At 71.2% G+C, this 18,315-nt stretch carries 18 protein-coding genes; 11 read left to right on the top strand and 7 right to left on the bottom strand.

The annotated features are described in order from the left end of the window. The first annotated feature begins 31 nt into the window (after positions 1 to 31). The 3 genes from JOF37_RS04800 to JOF37_RS04790 all read left to right on the top strand — a co-directional run bounded on the left by JOF37_RS04800 (position 32) and on the right by JOF37_RS04790 (position 4,722). Positions 32 to 1,015, top strand: coding sequence for an aldo/keto reductase (locus tag JOF37_RS04800; RefSeq protein ID WP_210005619.1), 984 nt, complete (start codon positions 32 to 34; stop codon positions 1,013 to 1,015). A 70-nt stretch (positions 1,016 to 1,085) separates the two neighbouring features. Then, positions 1,086 to 1,913, top strand: coding sequence for a PP2C family protein-serine/threonine phosphatase (locus JOF37_RS04795; RefSeq protein WP_210005618.1), 828 nt, complete (start codon positions 1,086 to 1,088; stop codon positions 1,911 to 1,913). A 67-nt stretch (positions 1,914 to 1,980) separates the two neighbouring features. Beyond that, the gene (locus JOF37_RS04790; RefSeq protein WP_210005617.1) at positions 1,981 to 4,722 is read left to right on the top strand and encodes an FtsK/SpoIIIE domain-containing protein; all 2,742 of its coding nucleotides are present in this window, start codon (positions 1,981 to 1,983) and stop codon (positions 4,720 to 4,722) included. 8 nt (positions 4,723 to 4,730) lie between these two features. Here JOF37_RS04790 and ald read toward each other — a convergent pair whose 3' ends face one another. After that, the gene (gene ald / locus JOF37_RS04785; protein ID WP_210005616.1) at positions 4,731 to 5,846 is read right to left on the bottom strand and encodes an alanine dehydrogenase; all 1,116 of its coding nucleotides are present in this window, start codon (positions 5,844 to 5,846) and stop codon (positions 4,731 to 4,733) included. 34 nt (positions 5,847 to 5,880) lie between these two features. Further along, complete coding sequence (locus tag JOF37_RS04780) at positions 5,881 to 6,870, bottom strand: asparaginase (protein ID WP_210005611.1); 990 nt, start codon at positions 6,868 to 6,870, stop codon at positions 5,881 to 5,883. A 52-nt stretch (positions 6,871 to 6,922) separates the two neighbouring features. Here JOF37_RS04780 and JOF37_RS04775 point away from each other — a divergent pair, with 52 nt between their 5' ends. Continuing rightward, entirely contained in the window at positions 6,923 to 7,402 is a 480-nt protein-coding gene (locus tag JOF37_RS04775) for an OsmC family protein (protein WP_210005610.1), read from the top strand. Positions 7,403 to 7,421: 19 nt separating this feature from the next. Here JOF37_RS04775 and JOF37_RS04770 read toward each other — a convergent pair whose 3' ends face one another. Further along, positions 7,422 to 8,216, bottom strand: coding sequence for a lysophospholipid acyltransferase family protein (locus JOF37_RS04770; protein WP_372445413.1), 795 nt, complete (start codon positions 8,214 to 8,216; stop codon positions 7,422 to 7,424). 381 nt (positions 8,217 to 8,597) lie between these two features. On the opposite strand from JOF37_RS04770, the gene JOF37_RS04765 reads away from it, so the two are divergent. The 6 genes from JOF37_RS04765 to JOF37_RS04740 all read left to right on the top strand — a co-directional run bounded on the left by JOF37_RS04765 (position 8,598) and on the right by JOF37_RS04740 (position 14,976). Beyond that, entirely contained in the window at positions 8,598 to 10,877 is a 2,280-nt protein-coding gene (locus JOF37_RS04765) for a polyribonucleotide nucleotidyltransferase (protein ID WP_210005609.1), read from the top strand. A 231-nt stretch (positions 10,878 to 11,108) separates the two neighbouring features. Further along, positions 11,109 to 12,110, top strand: coding sequence for an aldo/keto reductase (locus JOF37_RS04760; RefSeq protein WP_271174831.1), 1,002 nt, complete (start codon positions 11,109 to 11,111; stop codon positions 12,108 to 12,110). Positions 12,111 to 12,222: 112 nt separating this feature from the next. Next, complete coding sequence (locus tag JOF37_RS04755) at positions 12,223 to 12,822, top strand: histidine phosphatase family protein (RefSeq protein WP_210005598.1); 600 nt, start codon at positions 12,223 to 12,225, stop codon at positions 12,820 to 12,822. 66 nt (positions 12,823 to 12,888) lie between these two features. Beyond that, positions 12,889 to 13,710, top strand: a complete 822-nt coding sequence (locus tag JOF37_RS04750) for a TSUP family transporter (protein WP_210005597.1) — start codon at positions 12,889 to 12,891, stop codon at positions 13,708 to 13,710. Positions 13,711 to 13,720: 10 nt separating this feature from the next. After that, positions 13,721 to 14,530, top strand: a complete 810-nt coding sequence (gene dapB / locus JOF37_RS04745) for a 4-hydroxy-tetrahydrodipicolinate reductase (protein WP_210005590.1) — start codon at positions 13,721 to 13,723, stop codon at positions 14,528 to 14,530. Next, positions 14,527 to 14,976, top strand: coding sequence for a tetratricopeptide repeat protein (locus JOF37_RS04740; protein WP_210005586.1), 450 nt, complete (start codon positions 14,527 to 14,529; stop codon positions 14,974 to 14,976). The genes dapB and JOF37_RS04740 overlap by 4 nt, the downstream gene beginning before the upstream one ends. A 13-nt stretch (positions 14,977 to 14,989) precedes the next feature. On the opposite strand, the gene JOF37_RS04735 is transcribed toward JOF37_RS04740, so the two are convergent. The 3 genes from JOF37_RS04735 to JOF37_RS04725 form a co-directional block, all read right to left on the bottom strand. Then, positions 14,990 to 15,904: a TIGR01777 family oxidoreductase gene (locus JOF37_RS04735; RefSeq protein ID WP_210005583.1), complete on the bottom strand. Its 915-nt coding sequence runs from the start codon at positions 15,902 to 15,904 to the stop codon at positions 14,990 to 14,992. Then, the gene (locus JOF37_RS04730; protein ID WP_210005581.1) at positions 15,897 to 16,322 is read right to left on the bottom strand and encodes an OsmC family peroxiredoxin; all 426 of its coding nucleotides are present in this window, start codon (positions 16,320 to 16,322) and stop codon (positions 15,897 to 15,899) included. The genes JOF37_RS04735 and JOF37_RS04730 overlap by 8 nt, the downstream gene beginning before the upstream one ends. Positions 16,323 to 16,446: 124 nt before the next feature. Then, entirely contained in the window at positions 16,447 to 16,890 is a 444-nt protein-coding gene (locus JOF37_RS04725; RefSeq protein WP_271174832.1) for a TlpA family protein disulfide reductase, read from the bottom strand. 65 nt (positions 16,891 to 16,955) lie between these two features. On the opposite strand from JOF37_RS04725, the gene thyX reads away from it, so the two are divergent. Beyond that, positions 16,956 to 17,708 carry an FAD-dependent thymidylate synthase gene (gene thyX, locus JOF37_RS04720; RefSeq protein ID WP_210005577.1) on the top strand — a complete coding sequence of 251 codons (753 nt, stop codon included), beginning with the start codon at positions 16,956 to 16,958 and terminating at the stop codon, positions 17,706 to 17,708. A gap of 27 nt (positions 17,709 to 17,735) precedes the next feature. Here thyX and JOF37_RS04715 read toward each other — a convergent pair whose 3' ends face one another. Further along, positions 17,736 to 18,275: an NUDIX domain-containing protein gene (locus JOF37_RS04715; protein WP_210005576.1), complete on the bottom strand. Its 540-nt coding sequence runs from the start codon at positions 18,273 to 18,275 to the stop codon at positions 17,736 to 17,738. Between the last annotated feature and the right edge of the window lie 40 nt (positions 18,276 to 18,315).

Genomic DNA, 18,315 nt, shown 5'->3' with positions numbered 1-18,315 from the left:
TCCGTCGTCGTTTCGGGGTTAGCGTGGGGGGATGGTCGAAGCAGTGCCCTCACGCAGACTCGGTTCCTCCGGACTCCTCGTCTCGGCCGTCGGGCTGGGGTGCAACAACTTCGGCCGCCGGGGCACCGTCACCGAGACCATCGACGGGACGGTCGCGGTCATCGACGCCGCGCTCGACGCCGGTGTCACCTTCTTCGACACCGCTGACATCTACGGGGGCGAGCCCGGCCTCTCCGAGACGCTCATGGGCGAGGCGCTGCGCGGCCGTCGCGACCGGATCGTGCTGGCGACGAAGTTCGGGCACAGCGCCGTCGACCTCGGCCTGCCCGGGGCCAAAGGCTCGCGTGCGTACATCCGCCGCGCCGTGGAGGCGTCCCTCGAGCGGCTGCAGACGGACTGGATCGACCTCTACCAGCTCCACACGCCCGACCCGGAGACGCCGATCGAAGAGACGCTCGACGCGCTGACCGAGCTCGTGCGCGAGGGCAAGGTGCGCTACATCGGGCACTCGAACTTCTCCGGCTGGCAGATCGCCGAGGCCGAAGCCGTCGCCCGGGCGCGCGGTGACGTGCCCTTCGTGTCGGCGCAGAACCACTACAGCCTCCTGGCGCGCGCCGCCGAGCGCGAGGTGCTCCCCGCGGTGCGGCGATACGATCGCGGTCTGCTGCCCTACTTCCCGCTGCACAACGGACTACTCACCGGCAAGTTCATGCGCGATCACGTTCCGGCCGACTCTCGCGTGGCGCGCGAGCGGCGTCACCTCTGGGAGAAGGCGCCGTGGGACGCCCTCGACGCCTACCGCGCATTCTGCGACGAGCGTTCGATCACGATGCTCGAGGCCACCATCGGCTGGCTGCTCGCCCAGCCCGCACTCAGCAGCGTCATCGCCGGCGCGACGTCGCCGGAACAGGTGCGGACGAACGCGGCGGCGGCATCCGCGTGGCAGCCGACCCCCGCCGAGCTGGACGAGATCGACGGATTCTTCCCGCTGCCCGCGGACCCCGCTGCGGGCTGACGAACCCGCGGATCGGGCGGGTCTACTAGAGTGTGACACGCCGACCCGTCGACGAAGGAAGAGTGACAGCGTGCCCGAACCCACGACCCAATCCCGGATCGTGGACGCCCCGTCCGGTGCGATCGAGCTCCGTTGGGCGGCTGCGACCGACACCGGACGTCGTCGAGACAGCAACCAGGATGCCGTCCTCGCGGAGTATCCGCTCTTCATCGTGGCCGACGGCATGGGCGGTCACATCGGCGGCGAGATCGCCAGCGCGAGCGCCGTCGACCGACTGCGGGCGGTCGCCGAGCGCGGCGTCGTGACGCCGGAGGACATCGAAGAGGCGCTCGAGCGCGCGGTGGGCGACATCGCCGATCATCCCGAGACGACCGACGATGGCACCGGCACCACGGTCACGGGTGTCTACCTCGACATCGTCGACGGCGAGCCGCAGTGGATCACCCTGAACATCGGCGACTCGCGCGTGTACCTGTTGCGCGACGAGGCGATCGCGCAGGTCACCACGGATCACTCCGTCGTGCAGGAGCTCGTCGCCGCGGGGCGGCTCAGCCCCGAAGAGGCCGAGCAGCACCCCTACGGCAACGTCATCACGCGCGCCGTCGGCCCGAGCGACGGCGTCACCCCCGACTACGTGCGACTCGACGTCGTGGACGGCGATCGCTTCGTCATCTGCAGCGACGGCCTCACCAAGGAGCTCACCGACTACGGCATCCTGCACTTCCTGCTCGAGAACGCTGATCCGGCCGCGGCCGTGACGGCGATGATGCACGCGGCGCTCGAGAACGGCGGCCGCGACAACGTCACGATCATCGTGCTCGACGCGCACTTCGCCGCTTCCGCGAGCGATGCGCCCGAGGCCGCCGGGCCCGGCGAGTCCTCCCCAGTCGCGGACTGACCGAGCTCGTCCACCGCTTCGCCGCGGGCCGCCGCACGGCACCCACGCGGGCGATTGAGTTGATGCCGTGCATACGACGGCCGAACTCGACGACCCCATCCGGATGCCGCCGCCTCCACCGGAGCCCGCACGTCCCGGGTTCCCGCTCTGGGCTGCGCTCGTGCCCGCGGTCGGTGCTGCCGTCCTGTGGCAGATCACCGGCTCGGCGACGGCGCTGTGGTTCGCGGCGATCGGACCTCTTGCCGCCGTGGCGGCCGTGCTCGACGCCGCCCGGGTCAGGCGTCGCCACCGCCGCCGCGCACGGCGAGAGACCGCGTCGGCGCTCGCGGCGGCTCGCGCGGACCTGGCGCGCCGCCACGACGTCGAGCGCAGGGCGCGATGGCGGGTGACCCCCGATGTCGCCGGATACCTCGCCCGCCCCGCTGAGATCTGGCGGCCCGTGCCGGGGCGCGGCAGCGTGGTCGTCGTCGGGGCGGGAACCGACGCTTCCGCGGTCCGCATCGAGGGTGACACCGAGGCGGCGCGCGACCTCCGCCGTGAGGCTGGGAGGCTCGACCGCGCCCCCGTAGGCGTGCCGCTGACGGCAGGGATCGCCGTGATCGGTCCCCGTGTCGCGGCGGCTGCGGTCGCACGCGCGCTCATCGCGCAGTTGTGCCTCACGCACCCGCCCGACCGGCTGCGCGTCGAGGGCCTGCGGGCCGACGGCGACGCTCGTATGCCGCACGCGAGCGGAACCGGGAGTCTTCGCCTGTGGGGCGGTGCCGCCTCCGCCATTCCCGCTGACGCCGACGCCGTCATCGTGTGCGTGGACGCGGGGGCGCCGCCGCCGCGCTGCGCCGCCGTGGTGCGGCTGCTCGGACCCGACGACGCCGTGCTCGAATACGACGGGCTCGCCGTGCCGGTGCGCCCGGAAGTCCTCGGGCGGGATGCCGCGGACGCGGTGTACGAGCTGATGCGCGAGCAGCAGGCGGCGTTGGCCGGACCGCCTGCGACACCGGCGACATTCGGAGACCTGGCCTCGGCGCCGTCGGGCGGATTGCGGGTCGCTCTCGGGTCGGGAGCGACGGGACTCGTCGCGGTCGATCTGGTCGACGACGGCCCGCACGCGGTCGTCGTCGGCGTCACGGGTTCGGGCAAGAGCGAGCTGCTGGTGACGTGGGTCGCGGCGCTCGCGGCCAGGTTCGGTCCCGACCGTGTGGTCTTCCTGCTCGTGGACTTCAAGGGCGGCAGGTCGTTCGACCCCTTGACGGCGTTGCCGCACGTGACGGGCGTCGTGACCGACCTGGATGACACCGCGGCGCTACGGGCCATCGACAGCCTGACGGCCGAGGTGCGGCATCGCGAGCGCGTCCTGGCGGAACACGGCGCGCGTGACGTGACCGAGGTCGACGGCATCCTGCCACGGCTGGTGGTCGTGGTCGACGAGTACGCGGCCCTCCCCGCCGCACATCCCGGCCTGCATGCGGTCTTCGCCGACATCGCCGCGCGGGGCCGCGCCCTCGGGATGCATCTCGTGCTGGCGACGCAGCGCGCCGCGGGCTTCCGTGAAGCGGTGCTCGCCAACGCGCCCTTGCGAATCGCGCTCCGCGTCAGCGACCCGGGCGAGTCGCGCGCGGTGATCGGTTGCATCGATGCAGCGGCGATCCCCGGCGGCTCGTCCGACCGCGGCACGGCGCTCGTGCGAGGTGCCGCGGACAGCGAGCCCCGGCTGTTGCGGGTGACGCGGTGCCCCCGTGAGGCGATCGACGAGATCGCGGCCGCGGCCCGGGCGGCCGGGCACGCTCCGGTGCGGCGCCCCTGGCTGCCGCCGCTGCCGACATCGCTGCCGCTCGATTCCCTCCGGCAGGCGGGGCGGATCGTCCTTGGAGTGGCGGACGAGCCGGCCGAGCAGCGCCAGCGTGTCGTCGCACTCGGCGACGATGCGCCCGGCCTCGTGGTCGTCGGACGATCCGGGGCCGGTCGGTCGTCCGTCCTGCGAGCCGTCGCGGCGCAGGTCGCTCCCGAGCGATGCTGGCGGGTGCCGGCGGACCCTGAGGGTGCCTGGGATGCCGTGAGCACGCTGCCCGGCGCGGAGGCGGGCACCGTCGTCATCATCGACGACCTCGATCTGCTTCTCGCGCGCCTGCCCGGTGACTACGCCGCCGAGGCCGGCGCCGGGCTCGAACGCGTCGCGCGCGAGGCGCGCGGGCGCGGCATCCGTCTGGTCTGCTCCGCTCAGCGCGTGACGGCGGCGGTCGGACGCATCGTCGATCACATTCCGGACCGCGTCGTGCTCGCGGCGGCATCGCGGGCCGAGTACGTGGCCCTCGGCGGTGAGGCGCATCATCACGACGGACGTCTTCCGCCCGGGCGGGGGAGGTGGGGCGGCACTCTCGTCCAGTTCGCCCACGACACCGCGGCGGGCGCGACTGTTCCGACGACGCCCGATCAGCCGGTGACCTTCTGGCCCCGGCACGCCACGGGCTTCGTGGCGCCGGCCGTCGACCGCACCTTCGCCACCCTCGACGCGTGGCGGCGACGCGGCATCGAGATCGTCGAGCTCGGCGCGGCGACGCCGCTTCGCACCGGGTGCGTCGTGTGGGGCACGCCGGAGACATGGATCGGTCGGTGGCGAGGGGCCGGCGCCGACGCGGCGCGCCGGCAGCTCGTCGTCGACGCCGCGTGCGGGCCCGAGGTGCGTCTGATCACGGGCAATCGAGAGCTGCCGCCCTACGCGGCACCGGGAAGGTCGCGGGCCTGGCTCTTCGACACCAAGAGCGAGCGGGTGCGCCGCGTCGTCCTCCCCGGTGCCCAGGAGACGCGACGGTGACGGCCGCGTCAGGCGAGGACGTCAGCGGGATCGGTCAGGTCGATACCGTGAGCGGTCGCGACGCCGTCGTTCACGACGTGGCCGGCCGTGGTGTTCAGGCCGGCCGCCAGCGCGGGGTCGGCGCGCAGCGCGTCGCGCCACCCCCGCCGGGCGATCTGGCGGATGTAGGGCAGGGTCGCGTTGGTCAGAGCCGCGGTCGAGGTGTTCGGGACGGCACCGGGCATGTTCGCGACGCAGTAGAAGACGCTCTCATGGACGGTGAACGTCGGTTCAGCGTGCGTCGTCGCACGGGTGTCTTCGAAGCAGCCGCCCTGATCGACCGCGATGTCGACCAGTACCGACCCCGGGCGCATGCGTGCGACGGTCTCGTTGCGGACCAGCTTGGGGGCCTTCGCTCCCGGGATCAGGACCGACCCGATGACCAGGTCCGACCCGATGACCGCCCGGTCGAGGTCGAGCGGGTTCGACGCCGCGGTCTTCACTCGGCCCTGGAAGTGGTCGTCGAGGAAGCGCAGCCGCTGAATGTTCGTGTCGAACACCGTGACATCGGCGCCCATGCCCGCGGCAACGTACGCGGCGTTCGCGCCGGCGACGCCGCCGCCGATCACCGTCACCGTCGCGGGACGCGTGCCCGGGACGCCGGACATGAGCAGCCCGCGCCCGCCCGCGGAGCGCAGCAGCGTCGAGGCGCCGACCATGGGGGCCAGGCGCCCGGCGACCTCGCTCATGGGCGCGAGGAGCGGCAGCCCGCCACCCGCGACCTGCACGGTCTCGTAGGCGATCGCGGTCACCCCGTCGGCGACGAGCCGCTCGGTCAGGGCGCGGTCGGCCGCGAGGTGCAGGTAGGTGAAGATCACGAGGTCGTCGCGGAAGCGGTGATACTCGCTGGCGATGGGCTCCTTCACCTTGAGCAGCAGCTCGGCGCGAGCCCAGACCTCGTCCGCGTCGTCGAGGAGCACCGCTCCGGCCTCGACGTACTCCGCGTCCGGCAGAGACGACCCGATGCCGGCTCCGCGCTGCACGAAGACCTCGTGTCCGGCGGCGACCAGGTCGTGCACGCCGGCGGGCGTGAGGGCGACCCGGTACTCGTTGTTCTTGACCTCGCTGGGAACGCTGATGCGCATGGCAGTCCTTTCCGCGCTCCCTTGTGAGGAGCGGCTACACCGTCGGCCGGATGATGCCGACATCCTGTCCGCCGCCGAGCACGGTCAGCGGGAGCTTCGCGATGACGGGCGCGACCTGAGCCGCCTCGAGGGCGCCGGCCCGCACGAGCAGGGTCAGGGCGATCGCGCTCGCGGCGCGGCCGTTGCCGTCGAGGACCTTGAGCGCAGCGGTCGTCCCGTCGGGTGCGACCATCACCATCACGCCTTCGGCACCCGTCTTGGCGAACACGCCCAGTCGCTCGATCGCGACGGTGTCGGGGCGCCCCGGGCCGTCGATCGTCCACGGGTTCTCGCGCACAGCGCGCACGAGAGACCCCGCCATGCGGTGCAGCGCGAAGGGCGAGCGCTCGCTCGCCGTGCCGATGCGCTGGATAGCCCGCCCGAGCGCCACGAGGCTCATCGCGTAGACCGGTGCACCGCAGCCGTCGATCGCCATGGCGGCGGCCTTCGCGCCGGTGAGCCGCTCGATCACGTCGCGCGTGTGCACCTGCAGCGGGTGGTCCGGCGAGAGGTAGGTGGCGGTGTCCCAGCCGCTCGCGACGCAGGCGGCGAGCATGGCCGCGTGCTTGCCGGAGCAGTTCATGCGGATGCGCGTCGGCGAACCCAGCTCGCGGACGAGCTCGTCGCGGGTCGCGGTGTCGCCGGGCCAGGCCGGCGGGCATCCGAGGTCGTCCTCGCCCAGTCCGACGGAGTTCAGGATGTCGCGGACGACGGCCACGTGACGGTCGGTGCCGGAGTGGCTGGCGGTCGCCAGGCCGAGGCGCTCGCCCTCGAGCGTGGCACCGGCGGTCAGGCTCGCGAGTGCCTGCAGCGGCTTGAGTGTCGAACGCGGCAGGATCGGCGCGTCGACATCGCCCAGCGTGCGCAGCAGCGCACCATCGGCGCCGAGCACCACGGCGGCGCCGGCGTGACGCGACTCGATGAAGCCGCTGCGCTCCACGACCGCGAGTTCGACAGCGGCGGAAACAGGGAGGGTCTGCGGCACCTCGCCAGCCTACCGCCGGAGGACGGCGACGACGGCGTGTCAGACTGTGCGCATGTGGGGTGAGCACCGGTACGCCGTCCGTGCCGAATGGACCGGCAACCGCGGCGCCGGCACGACCGGCTACCGCGACTACGACCGATCCGTCACCCTCAGCATCGCCGGCAAGCCCGATCTCGCCGCCTCGAGCGACAAGCCGTTCCGCGGAGACCCGGGGCGGTGGAACCCCGAGGACCTGCTGGTGTCGGCGCTCGCCGAATGCCACCTCCTGTCCTACCTCCACGCGTGCGTGTCGGCCGGCGTCGTGGTCGTCGACTACAGCGACGAGGCGTTGGGTGTCATGCGGGAGGACGGTCGCGGTGGCGGTGCTTTCGCGGAAGTGGTGCTGCATCCCCGCGTCGTCGTCGCCGACGCGTCGATGGTGGATGCCGCCGAGCGCGCGCACGCGCAGGCGCACGAATGGTGCTTCATCGCGAACTCGGTCAATTTCCCGGTCCGCCACGAGCCGACGATCGTCGTCGCCGGCTCGGAGTGACGACGACGGGCGGCGCGGCTCAGCGACGCTCGTGGGGGAGTGCCTGCTTGATGCGCTCGACGGCGTTCTGCGGCGGGGCCTCGTTGTAGGTTCCCGCGAGCTCCTGGCCCGACAGAGCGTGGATCGCGGCCATGATCTCGTCGGTCGCGCCTCGGCGAGCGCGACCCGAGTCCGCAGAGCCGTGGTGGCTGAGGTCCAGCGGCGCGCCGAACCGGACGGTCACGCGCGGGCGCAGCCGGGGGAACTTCGCGCCGACGGGCATGATCTCGCTCGTGCCGATCAGTCCCACCGGGATGACCGGCGCGCCGGTCTGCAGCGCCAGGAAAGCGACTCCCGTGCGTCCCTTGTACAGGCGACCGTCGAGCGAACGCGTCCCCTCGGGGTACAGCGCCGTCGACCAGCCGGCATCCAGCATCTTCTTCTGCTGATCGAGGGCGTCCAGCGCGGCCTGGCCGGCGCCGCGACGCACCGGGAAGGCTCCGGCGGCGTAGAAGAACTCACGGGAGAGCCAGCCGCGGAACCCCGTGCCGTCGAAGTAGCTCGATTTCGCCAGGAACCGGACGGGGCGGGGGGCGGCCATCGGGATGACGAACGAGTCGATGAACGACAGGTGGTTGCTGGCGAGGATGACGGCGCCCTTGCGCGGGAAGTTCTCGCGTCCCTCGATGCGCGGGCGGTAGAGCATGCGAGCCAGCGGAGCCAGCACCCACCGTCCGACGACGTATGTCAGGCCGATGCCCGGAACCGTCTCGACCGTGTCGTGCTCGCTGTCGCCGGGCTCGTCGCTCTTCGGCTCGGTTGCGTCGGAGTTCACCAGATGAGGCTACTGCGCTTTCCATAACCGGTCGGACATGTCCCGCACCGGCGACGGGCCGACCAGACCGGGGAAATGGCGGTGTCGACCCCCGGCGCAGGGGTCGCGCGCGAGGCCCGCACTGATAGGCTGGTGCAGGTTGCCGTTCGGCATCCGCTCAATTACACACTGAGCTCATGGAGCGGATCCGGCAGGAAGCTGGTCCCCTGTGGTGGGTTCCCATCCCGGTCGCATGTCGACCGAGGAGATGGTGATCTTCGACTGGTGACCAGCGCAGGCGGTTCTCGCGGCTCTGACCGCGCGCCCATATCTGCCCCGCTCCTTTGCACGATCTCGTGCGCGAAACGCGCGTGCGAGTCTAAACAAAGAAGGAGAGACCTCTTGGAAGGTCCAGAAATCACCGCAGCCGAAGCCGTCCTCGACAACGGCCGCTTCGGCACCCGCACCGTCCGGTTCGAGACCGGACGTCTGGCACAGCAGGCGCAGGGCGCCGTTGCCGCCTACCTCGACGAGGAGACGATGCTCCTCTCGGCCACCAGCGCCGGCAAGCACCCGCGCGAAGGCTTCGACTTCTTCCCGCTGACCGTCGACGTCGAGGAGCGCTCGTACGCCGCCGGCAAGATCCCGGGTTCGTTCTTCCGCCGCGAGGGACGCCCCTCGACCGAGGCGATCCTCGTCTGCCGCCTGATCGACCGCCCGCTGCGCCCGTCGTTCGTCGACGGCCTGCGCAACGAGGTCCAGATCGTCATCACGGTCCTCTCGATCGCGCCGGGCGAGTACTACGACGCCCTCGCGATCAACGCCGCGTCGGCATCGACGCAGATCTCGGGCCTGCCCTTCTCCGGCCCCATCGCCGGCGTGCGCCTCGCGCTCGTCCCTGGCCACGGCGAGCACGAGGACCAGTGGGTCGTGTTCCCGAACCAGAAGACCGTCGAGGAGTCCGTCTTCGACCTCACCGTCGCCGGCCGCGTGCTGCCCGACGGTGAAGTGGCCATCATGATGGTCGAGGCTGAGGCGACCGAAGGCAGCTGGGACCTCATCAAGGGCGGCGCCGTCAAGCCGAGCGAAGAGATCGTCGCGCAGGGCCTCGAGGCGTCGAAGCCCTTCATCAAGCAGCTCGTCGAGGCGCAGGCCTCGATGGCGGCTTCCGCTTCGCGCGAGCCGGGCGTCTACCCCGTCTTCCCCCCGTACGCCCCCGAGGTCTACGACTTCGTGGCCGAGCGCGCTTACGGCGAGCTGACGGGCGTCTACCAGATCGCCGACAAGCAGGAGCGCCAGAACGCCGACGACGCCATCAAGGAGCGCGTCAAGGGCGAGGTCGCCGCCGCGGTCGAGGCCGAGCAGCTGCCCGCCTCGGCGCTCGCGGAGTTCTCCGCCGCATACAAGTCGGTCACCAAGAAGATCGTGCGCGGTCGCATCCTCAGCGAAGGCGTCCGCATCGACGGTCGTGGCCTCGCCGACATCCGTCCGCTCGACGCCGAAGTGCAGGTCATCCCGCGCGTTCACGGCTCGGCGATCTTCCAGCGCGGTGAGACCCAGATCATGGGCGTCACGACGCTGAACATGCTCAAGATGGAGCAGCAGATCGACTCGCTGTCGCCCACGACGAGCAAGCGCTACATGCACCACTACAACTTCCCGCCTTACTCGACCGGTGAGACCGGCCGTGTCGGCAGCCCCAAGCGTCGCGAGATCGGGCACGGCTTCCTGGCCGAGCGCGCGCTCGTGCCGGTGCTGCCCAGCCGCGAGGAGTTCCCGTACGCGATCCGTCAGGTCTCCGAGGCCCTCGGCTCGAACGGTTCGACGTCGATGGGCTCGGTCTGCGCCTCGACGCTGTCGCTGCTGAACGCCGGTGTGCCGCTGCGCGCCCCGGTCGCCGGTATCGCGATGGGTCTGGTCACCGATGAGGTCGACGGCGAGACGCGCTACGCGGCTCTGACCGACATCCTCGGTGCCGAGGACGCTCTCGGCGACATGGACTTCAAGGTCGCCGGTACCAGTGAGTTCGTCACGGCCATTCAGCTCGACACGAAGCTCGACGGCATCCCGTCGTCGGTGCTCACGGCGGCGCTGACCCAGGCCAAGGAGGCGCGTCTGACGATCCTCGGTGTCCTCAACGCCGCGATCGACAGCCCCGACGAGATGGCGCCGACCGCGCCGCGCGTCATCAGCGTCCAGATCCCGGTCGACAAGATCGGCGAGCTCATCGGCCCCAAGGGCAAGACGATCAACTCGATCCAGGACGAGACGGGCGCGCAGATCTCGATCGAGGACGACGGCACCGTGTACATCGGCGCGGTCGACGGTCCCTCGGCCGAGGCGGCTCGTGCGCAGGTCAACGCGATCGCCAACCCGACCAACCCCGAGGTGGGCGAGCAGTTCCTGGGCACGGTCGTCAAGATCGCGACCTTCGGCGCGTTCGTCTCGCTGCTGCCCGGCAAGGACGGCCTGCTGCACGTCAGCGAGGTCCGCAAGCTCGCCGGCGGCAAGCGCGTCGAGAACGTCGAGGATGTCCTGGGCGTCGGCCAGAAGATCCTCGTGCGCATCACGAAGATCGACGACCGCGGCAAGCTCTCGCTCGAGCCGGTTCTCGAAGAGGCCGCTGACGCCGAGACTGCAGCCCCGGCAGGCGAGGCCGCGGAGGCTCCCGCCGAGGCCTGAGGCGCCTGATCGACCGGATGCCCGTCCCCGACTCGGGGGCGGGCATCCGTCGTTTCCGCCATCGCCGCCGGTCTCGGCGGGTCGTGATGAAACAGTTATGCGATATTTACGGCGCGTTCGCGGTAATCCGCGCCGACCGGCACACCGTGTCCTAATCTCGAAGTGCGCGCCGAGGTGCTGTGTCTCGCGACCTGGGCGCCGACGCGGAGGTGTGCGATGACGGGGGAGCGGGTGACTCAGGTCGCTCCCGGCACTGCGCCCGCCGTGCATCCGTCGAGTCCGATCCCGGTGCACGGGCCGCCCGTCGGATCGCAGGTGCGCGTCGCCCTCGGAGAGACCGGGATGCGGATCTTCCCTCTCATCCTCGGCGGAGCGGAGTTCGGCTGGACGATCGACCTCGCGGCGAGCCATGCCGTGCTCGACGCCTACCGCCAGCGCGGCGGCAACGCCGTCCACACCGCCGACGGATACTCCTCGGGCCGCAGCGAGCACATCATCGGGCGCTGGCTCGCCAGCCGCGGCATCCGTGACGACATCGTCCTCACCGTTCGCATCGGGGGTCATCCCGACAACCCGGGCCTCGGTTCGGTCAACCTCGTCCGCTCGGTCGAGGCCTCGCTTCGCCGGCTCGGAACCGACCGGATCGACGTGCTCTACCTGGATGCCGCGACCGACGGCACCACGGCGATCGAAGACACCCTGGCCACGGCGGAGTGGCTCGTCGACAGCGGAAAGGTGCGCGCGCTCGCGGCGAGCGGCTACACCGCGATGCAGCTCGTCGAGGCGCGGATCCTCTCGTCGGCGGGCTACCCCCGGCTCACGGCGCTCGACGTGCCCTACAACCTGCTGCACCGCTCGGACTTCGACGGCGATCTGCGCCTCATCGCCGGGGCCCAAGGCCTTGCCGTCACGCCCTCGCAGGCGCTCGAGCACGGTTTCCTCACGGGCGCGCACCGCGATCGCACCGGGCTGTCGGCGACCGTGCGCGGTTCACAGCTCGCCGCTCGCATGAACCGTCGCGGCACCCGCGTGCTCAAGGCGCTCGACCGCATCACCGACGAGCTGTCCGTGCCCACGGCGGCGGTCGCGGTCGCCTGGCTGCTCGCGCAGCGGATCGTCACGGCGCCGATCGTCAACGCCAGCCTGCCCGGCCACGTCGATCAGCTTGCTCAGGGCGTGGGGGTCAAGCTCGGACGATCGCACCTCGCCGACATCGCTCGCGCCGTGGAGTGACGCACGCCCGACGTGACGGCGCGTGACCGCACCGCCGGGAGGATCGGGCCGCCTGTCAGGACCGTGACGTAGGCTGGATCACGCCCTGTTCATCGTTTCGAATCGAGCTTCTGTGACGCAGTATCTCTACCTCGTGCGCCACGGAGAGCATCAGGACGCCGAGCACGGACTCGAAGACGGCCCGCTCTCACCGCGCGGCCGCCGCCAGGCCGAACTGCTCGCCGATCGCATCTCCGGCGTCCCACTCGACGCCGTCTGGCATTCGCCCCTCGAGCGCGCGCAAGAGACCGCGCGCGCCGTCGCGAAGCGACTGCCCGCCGTGTCTCCGCAGGCGTCGTCGCTGCTGTTCGACTGCGTCCCGACCGGGATGACCCCCGACACTCCGCCCTCCTACGAGCCGTTCTTCGGCTCCTACACCGAGGCCGAGACGGAGGCCGGCGCCGCGCAGATGTCGGACGCGGTGGGCGAGTTCCTCGCCCGCAAGCCCGAGACGCACGAACTCCTCATCACCCACAACTTCGTCATCGCCTGGTTCGTGCGCGAGGTGCTGCAAGCTCCCGACTGGCGCTGGCTGACGATCAACCAGGCCCACTGCGGTCTGACGGTGCTCGCGCAGCGTCCGGGCCGGCCGTGGACGCTGGTGTCGCACAACGACCTGGCGCACCTGCCCGTCGAACTGCGCACGGGCCTGCCCGACATCCTGCTCGTCTGAGCCGCGAAGCGCGCACGACGCGTCGCCCGATTGGACGGGGCGGGGCCGGAGCCGGAGAATCGACCGGTGCTCGATGGTCCCCTCCTCGCCGACTGGCTGCCGGTCTCGATATCCGCGCTCGTCTTCCTGATCGTCGCGGCGGGTGTGGCGGGGTGGGTCGACGCGGTGGTCGGCGGAGGAGGGTTGATCCAGCTGCCGGCGCTCGTCATCGGCGTGCCGAAGGATGTCGCGACGCCGTTCATCCTCGGCACGAACAAGCTGTCGTCGTTCGCCGGCACGCTGTCGGCGAGCTGGGTGTATCTGCGCCGCATCCAGGTGCAACTCGTGCTGCTCGTACCCCTCGTCGCCGGTGCGTTCGCGGGGTCGGCCGTCGGGGCGGCGCTGTCGCGCTACGTCCCGCGCGAGCTGCTGACCCCGATCGTGCTCGTGGCGGTCGTCGCGGTGGCGATCTACACCCTGCTCAAGCCGAAGATGGGTCTGCACCACGAGCCGCGCCACGACGGTCGAGCGGCGATCATCTGGCGCTCGAGTGTGATCGGTGTGGGCGTCGGCTTCTACGACGGCATCCTCGGCCCCGGTACGGGCTCGTTCTTCGTGATCCTGCTCGTCGCGGTGCTCGGATACGGCTTCCTGCAGGCCAGCGTCAATGCGAAGATCGCCAACCTCACGACGAACCTGGCCGCGCTGCTCGTCTACGGAGTGCACGGCGAGATCCTGCTGCTGCTCGCGCTCGTCATGGCCACGGCGAACATGACCGGCGGATTCATCGGGGCGCGCATGGCCACCAAGAACGGCAGCGGCTTCGTGCGGATCGTGTTCCTCGTCGTGCTGTCGATCCTCGTCGTCAAGCTCGCCTGGGACACGGTCGTCCAGTTCTCTCCGGCGTAGGCTGGAAGCCATGACCACGCGCGTGGCCCTCGTGGGCGGAACCGGAAAGCTCGGCGGCATCATCCGCGACGTGATCGACCGCTCCGACGGGTTCGAGGTCGTCGCCGTGCTGACCAGTCGCAGTGCGCTGGATGAGCTGGACGGTGCCGACCTCGTCGTCGACGCCTCGACGCCCGCCGTCTCGGTCGACGTCGTCCGCGCCGCCGTCGAGCGCGGCATCAACGTGCTCGTGGGCACCTCGGGCTGGTCCGAGGAACGCATCGCGCAGGTGCGCCCGCTGGTGGATGCCGCAGGCACCGGCGTCGTGTTCATCCCGAACTTCTCGCTCGGCTCCGTCGTCGGCAGCGCCATCGCCGCCGCCTCGGCGTCGTTCTTCCCCTCGATCGAGATCATCGAGGCTCACCGCGACACCAAGGTCGACTCGCCCAGCGGCACCGCCGTTCGGACGGCTGAGCTCATCGCTGCGGCGCGCGCGGATGTGGGCCCGGTCGAGTCGCCTCACGCCGATCAGCGGGCGCGCGGCCAGAAGGTCGCGAGCGTGCCGATCCACTCGCTGCGGCGTCCCGGGGTCATCGCTCGGCAGGAGACGATCCTGTCGGGTCCCGGTGAGTCCCTCTCGATCGTCCACGACACGATCGAGCCGGCCCGGGCCTACGAGCCCGGCATCCGGATCGCCCTCGATGCCGCCCGCGAGGCGCGCGGCATCACCGTCGGACTCGACAGCTTCATCGACATCGGCATCAGCCGCGCCGTTCCCGCCGAGGTCGGCGCGGAGGACGGCGGCCTGTCCGGCCAGGTCGCGCGCGTCACCGGCGCATGAGCGCCCGCATCCTCGCCGTCGTGATGTCGGCGCTGTTGGCGTTGTACATCGTGTTCGTCGCGCAGCGCGCCGTGCTCCTGCTGACCTCCGGCGACCCCGTCGGCGTCACGATGGGGGTCGCACTCGTGGTCCTGCCCGTCATCGCGACCTGGGCCCTCTGGCGCGAGCTCAGCTTCGGCGCCTCGGCCTCACGGCTGGCGAAGCGGCTCGAGTCCGAGGCCGACCTGCCGAGCGAGGAGATTGTCCTCGCTCCGAGCGGACGTCCCGACCGTGCCGAGGCGGATGCGCTGTTCCCGCGCTACCGCGAGGCGGTCGAACGGGCACCGGAGGACTGGCGCGCCTGGTTCCGGCTGGGTCTGGCGTACGACGGCGCCGGCGATCGGCGACGGGCCCGTCACGCGGTGCGCACGGCCATCGGGCTCGAACGGGCCGAGCGACGCGCCTGATCGCCGTCCGCCCTCACCGCGGCGGGACGACCGCGGCGATCGCGTCCTGGACGCGAGGTTGCGTGAACGAGAACCCCGACCTCTCGAGGACGGTCGGCACGACGTCGGTGTCGTTGGTCAGCAGAGCGTCGGTCGCGTCGCGGCCGAGCACGAGACGCAGCCCCCACTCGGGCGCACGCACGAGGTAGGGACGGTTCATCCGCAGGGCGAGGCTGAAGCCGACGTCGTTGGCCGTCGCGCGCGTCGGCCCGGTGAGATTGACCGGCCCGGCGACATCCGCATCGATGAGGTGGCGGATGGCCGCGACCTCGTCCACGAGCGAGATCCAGGGCCACACCTGCGTGCCGCGCCCGATCGGACCGGCCAGGCCCGCGCGCGTCAGCAGGATGAGGGGCTTGAGCACGGCTTCGGGATGCACGACCGGCGCGGTGCGCAGCAGGACGACCCGCGCGTGATCGCGTGCCGTGAGCGCAGCCGTCTCCCACTCGCCGCACAGGTCCGCCAGGAAGGTGTCGCCGCGGGGGGCCGTCTCGTTCATCCGGGCGCCGGGCCGCGACGGGTAGTACCCGACCGCCGACGACGACAGGAACGCGGGGGCGTCCGAACCGAGTGCTCGCACGGCTCGGGCGAGCGTCTCGGTGGGAAGGAGCCGCGACCACACCAGCTCGTGCTTGTACGAGCGCGTCCACGGGAAGCGCCCGATGCTGGCGCCGTTCAGGCCGACGACGGCTCGGGCGCCCGCGAGCACCTCGGGGTCGAGGGGGCGTTCGCCGGGCGACCACTGCACCTCGTCGGGTGCGGCCGCAGGGCGACGGACCAACCGCGTGACGGCGATTCCGTCGCTGCGCAGGCTCTCGACGAGGGCGCGCCCGATGAGACCGGACGCGCCCGCGACGACGACCCGTCCGGGCGCGGCTGCGTCAGCCAAGCGTCGCCTCGAGCGTGATCTCGATACCAGCGAGCGCCGCCGAGACGGGGCAGCCGCTCTTGGCCTCTTGTGCGAGGCGGTCGAAGTCCTCGGCCGACAGGCCCGGGACGACGGCGTTGACGTTGAGGTGGGATCCCGTGATGCCGGTGCCCGGGATGAAGGTGACGGATGCCGTCGTCTCGACCGACTCCGGCGGCGTGCCGTTCTCGGCGAGGGCGTGCGACAGCGCCATCGAGAAGCACGACGAGTGCGCCGCGGCGATGAGCTCCTCGGGCGTCGTGACAGAGGTCGAGCCCTCGCTGCGTGCCTTCCAGTTGACCTCGAACGGGCCCTGGTTCGAGCTCTCCAGGGCGATCTGCCCGGATCCTTCGGCCAGACTGCCCTTCCAGCTGGTGGTCGCTTCGCTCGTGACGCTCATGACTTCTCCTCCTCGCGGGACGGCGCGGTGTGCGCTCGGGATGAGCCTAGATCGCGTCCTCGCGGTCGGGAACGTCTTGACAGCGGGACGAGCGCGGGGTCAGCGCACGGGGTCCGGACGCGGGTCAGACCGAGGCGGTCTCGGAACGCAATCGCAGGATCTCGAGCTGGACGACATCCCGTCGCGGCGCGCCGCCGAACCGGGTGCGGACGACGCCGCGCCCGTCGAGGACGAACGTGGTCGGTGTCTGGGCGATCTGGAACCGTCGCGCGATGTCGGGGCGATCGGTGACGTCGATGTCGAGGTGGACGACGTCCTCGCAGTCGCCCGCCACCGCGGCCAGCGTGCGGTGGGCGGCGGGGCAGCGGTGCCCGGTCTCGGTGCTGAACTGCAGCAGCGTCGCGGTGCGGCCCAGGGCGTCGGGCTGAGCGCCGAGCCGGCGGGGGTCGACGACGTCGAAGCGGGGTGCGGGGTAGGGGCGCGAGGCGCGCCATCGGAGGGCGACGCCGATCGCGCCTGTTACCGCTAACAGCACGGCCAGTACGATGGCCACCGCCAGGAGTTCCACAACAGTCCAGATTAGTCCCATCCCGCCGTCCCGGCGCTCCGAGCCGCCGGGGGTAATCTGAAGCCGTGAGCGACGCCGAGCAGACCCCGACAACGCCCGAGATCGAGTTCCGCAGTGATGTGACGGTCGAACTGATCCGCTCCTCCGCCGCCGACGCCGATGTGCTGTTCGCGGCGCGCGTGTCGACGCAGGGGGAGCAGACGCTCGATGCGGCCGCCGCGGGAACCGAGGCGTCCGGCCGTGACCGCGGGCTCATCAACTATCTGATGCGCGACCGCCACGGGTCGCCCTTCGAGCACAACTCGATGACCTTCTATGTGCAGGCGCCGATCTTCGTCTTCCGCGAGTTCATGCGTCACCGGATGGCCTCGTACAACGAGGAGTCGGGCCGCTACCGCGAGCTGCGTCCGGTGTTCTACGTCCCGGCGCGGGAGCGCAACCTCAACCAGGTGGGCAAGCCGGGTGCCTACGAGTTCCTCCCTGGCACCGACGAGCAGTTCGCGCTCGTCGACGAGAGCACCCGCGCGGCATCCACGCAGGCCTACGAGGCGTACCAGCGAATGCTGGCCGCCGGTGTCGCCCGAGAGGTCGCGCGGATCGTCCTGCCGCTGAACATCTACTCCTCGATGTACGTGACGATGAACGCCCGCGCGCTGATGAACTTCCTGTCGCTGCGCACCAAGGTCGAGGGCACGCACTTCCCGTCGTTCCCACAGCGCGAGATCGAGATGTGCGCTGAGAAGATGGAGACGGCCTGGCGCGAGCTCATGCCGCTGACGCACGCGGCGTTCAACGCGAACGGGCGCGTCGCTCCCTGACGCCTTCGCGCCCAGCGGACGCTGGGCTCAGGCGAACCGGCCGAGGCGGATGCCCGCGTAGGCCAGCGCCGCCACCGTCTCGCCGTCGGTGATCTCGCCGGCGGCGACGCGGCGCAGGGCCTCGGCGAACGGCATCCACAGCACCCGCTCGATCCCCTCCTCGTCCTGCGAGCCGGTGGCGTCCTCGGCGGTGCTGAGATCCCGCGCGAGGAAGACGTGTTCGGGGGCGACGGCGATCCCGTTGAGGGCGTTCATCGTCCCGATGTGCTCCCACGTCCGCGCGACGAGGCCCGTCTCCTCGAGCAGTTCACGCTGCGCCGCCACGAGCGCGTCCTCGCCGTCGCTGCCTCCGGCGGGCACCTCGATCGAGCGGCCGGTCGTGTACCGGTCGACCTCGACGAAGCAGACGCGGTCGTCCTCATCGAGGGCGACGACAAATACGGCGGGATGCCGCATCTCGACGACCCCGTAGATGCCGTCGCCCGCGGGCCCGGTGACCTCGTCCTCGCGTACCGAGATCCAGCGGTTGTCGTACACCGCGCGGGTGCCCCGGGTCGTCCACGCCATGCCGCCACCCTACGACGGCGGCGCCACGGCGCAGAGGCGG

The organism is Microbacterium imperiale (assembly GCF_017876655.1).
Classification (GTDB): domain Bacteria; phylum Actinomycetota; class Actinomycetes; order Actinomycetales; family Microbacteriaceae; genus Microbacterium; species Microbacterium imperiale.
This window is presented reverse-complemented; position numbering and strand designations above follow the sequence as displayed.

What these genes read in the sequence shown, in the direction of transcription:
- ald (WP_210005616.1), bottom strand. Translation starts at nt 5,846, where the DNA reads ATGCGCATCAGCGTTCCCAGCGAGGTCAAGAACAACGAGTACCGGGTC.
- JOF37_RS04800 (WP_210005619.1), top strand. Translation starts at nt 32, where the DNA reads ATGGTCGAAGCAGTGCCCTCACGCAGACTCGGTTCCTCCGGACTCCTC.
- JOF37_RS04775 (WP_210005610.1), top strand. Translation starts at nt 6,923, where the DNA reads ATGTGGGGTGAGCACCGGTACGCCGTCCGTGCCGAATGGACCGGCAAC.
- JOF37_RS04715 (WP_210005576.1), bottom strand. Translation starts at nt 18,275, where the DNA reads ATGGCGTGGACGACCCGGGGCACCCGCGCGGTGTACGACAACCGCTGG.
- JOF37_RS04730 (WP_210005581.1), bottom strand. Translation starts at nt 16,322, where the DNA reads ATGAGCGTCACGAGCGAAGCGACCACCAGCTGGAAGGGCAGTCTGGCC.
- JOF37_RS04740 (WP_210005586.1), top strand. Translation starts at nt 14,527, where the DNA reads ATGAGCGCCCGCATCCTCGCCGTCGTGATGTCGGCGCTGTTGGCGTTG.
- dapB (WP_210005590.1), top strand. Translation starts at nt 13,721, where the DNA reads ATGACCACGCGCGTGGCCCTCGTGGGCGGAACCGGAAAGCTCGGCGGC.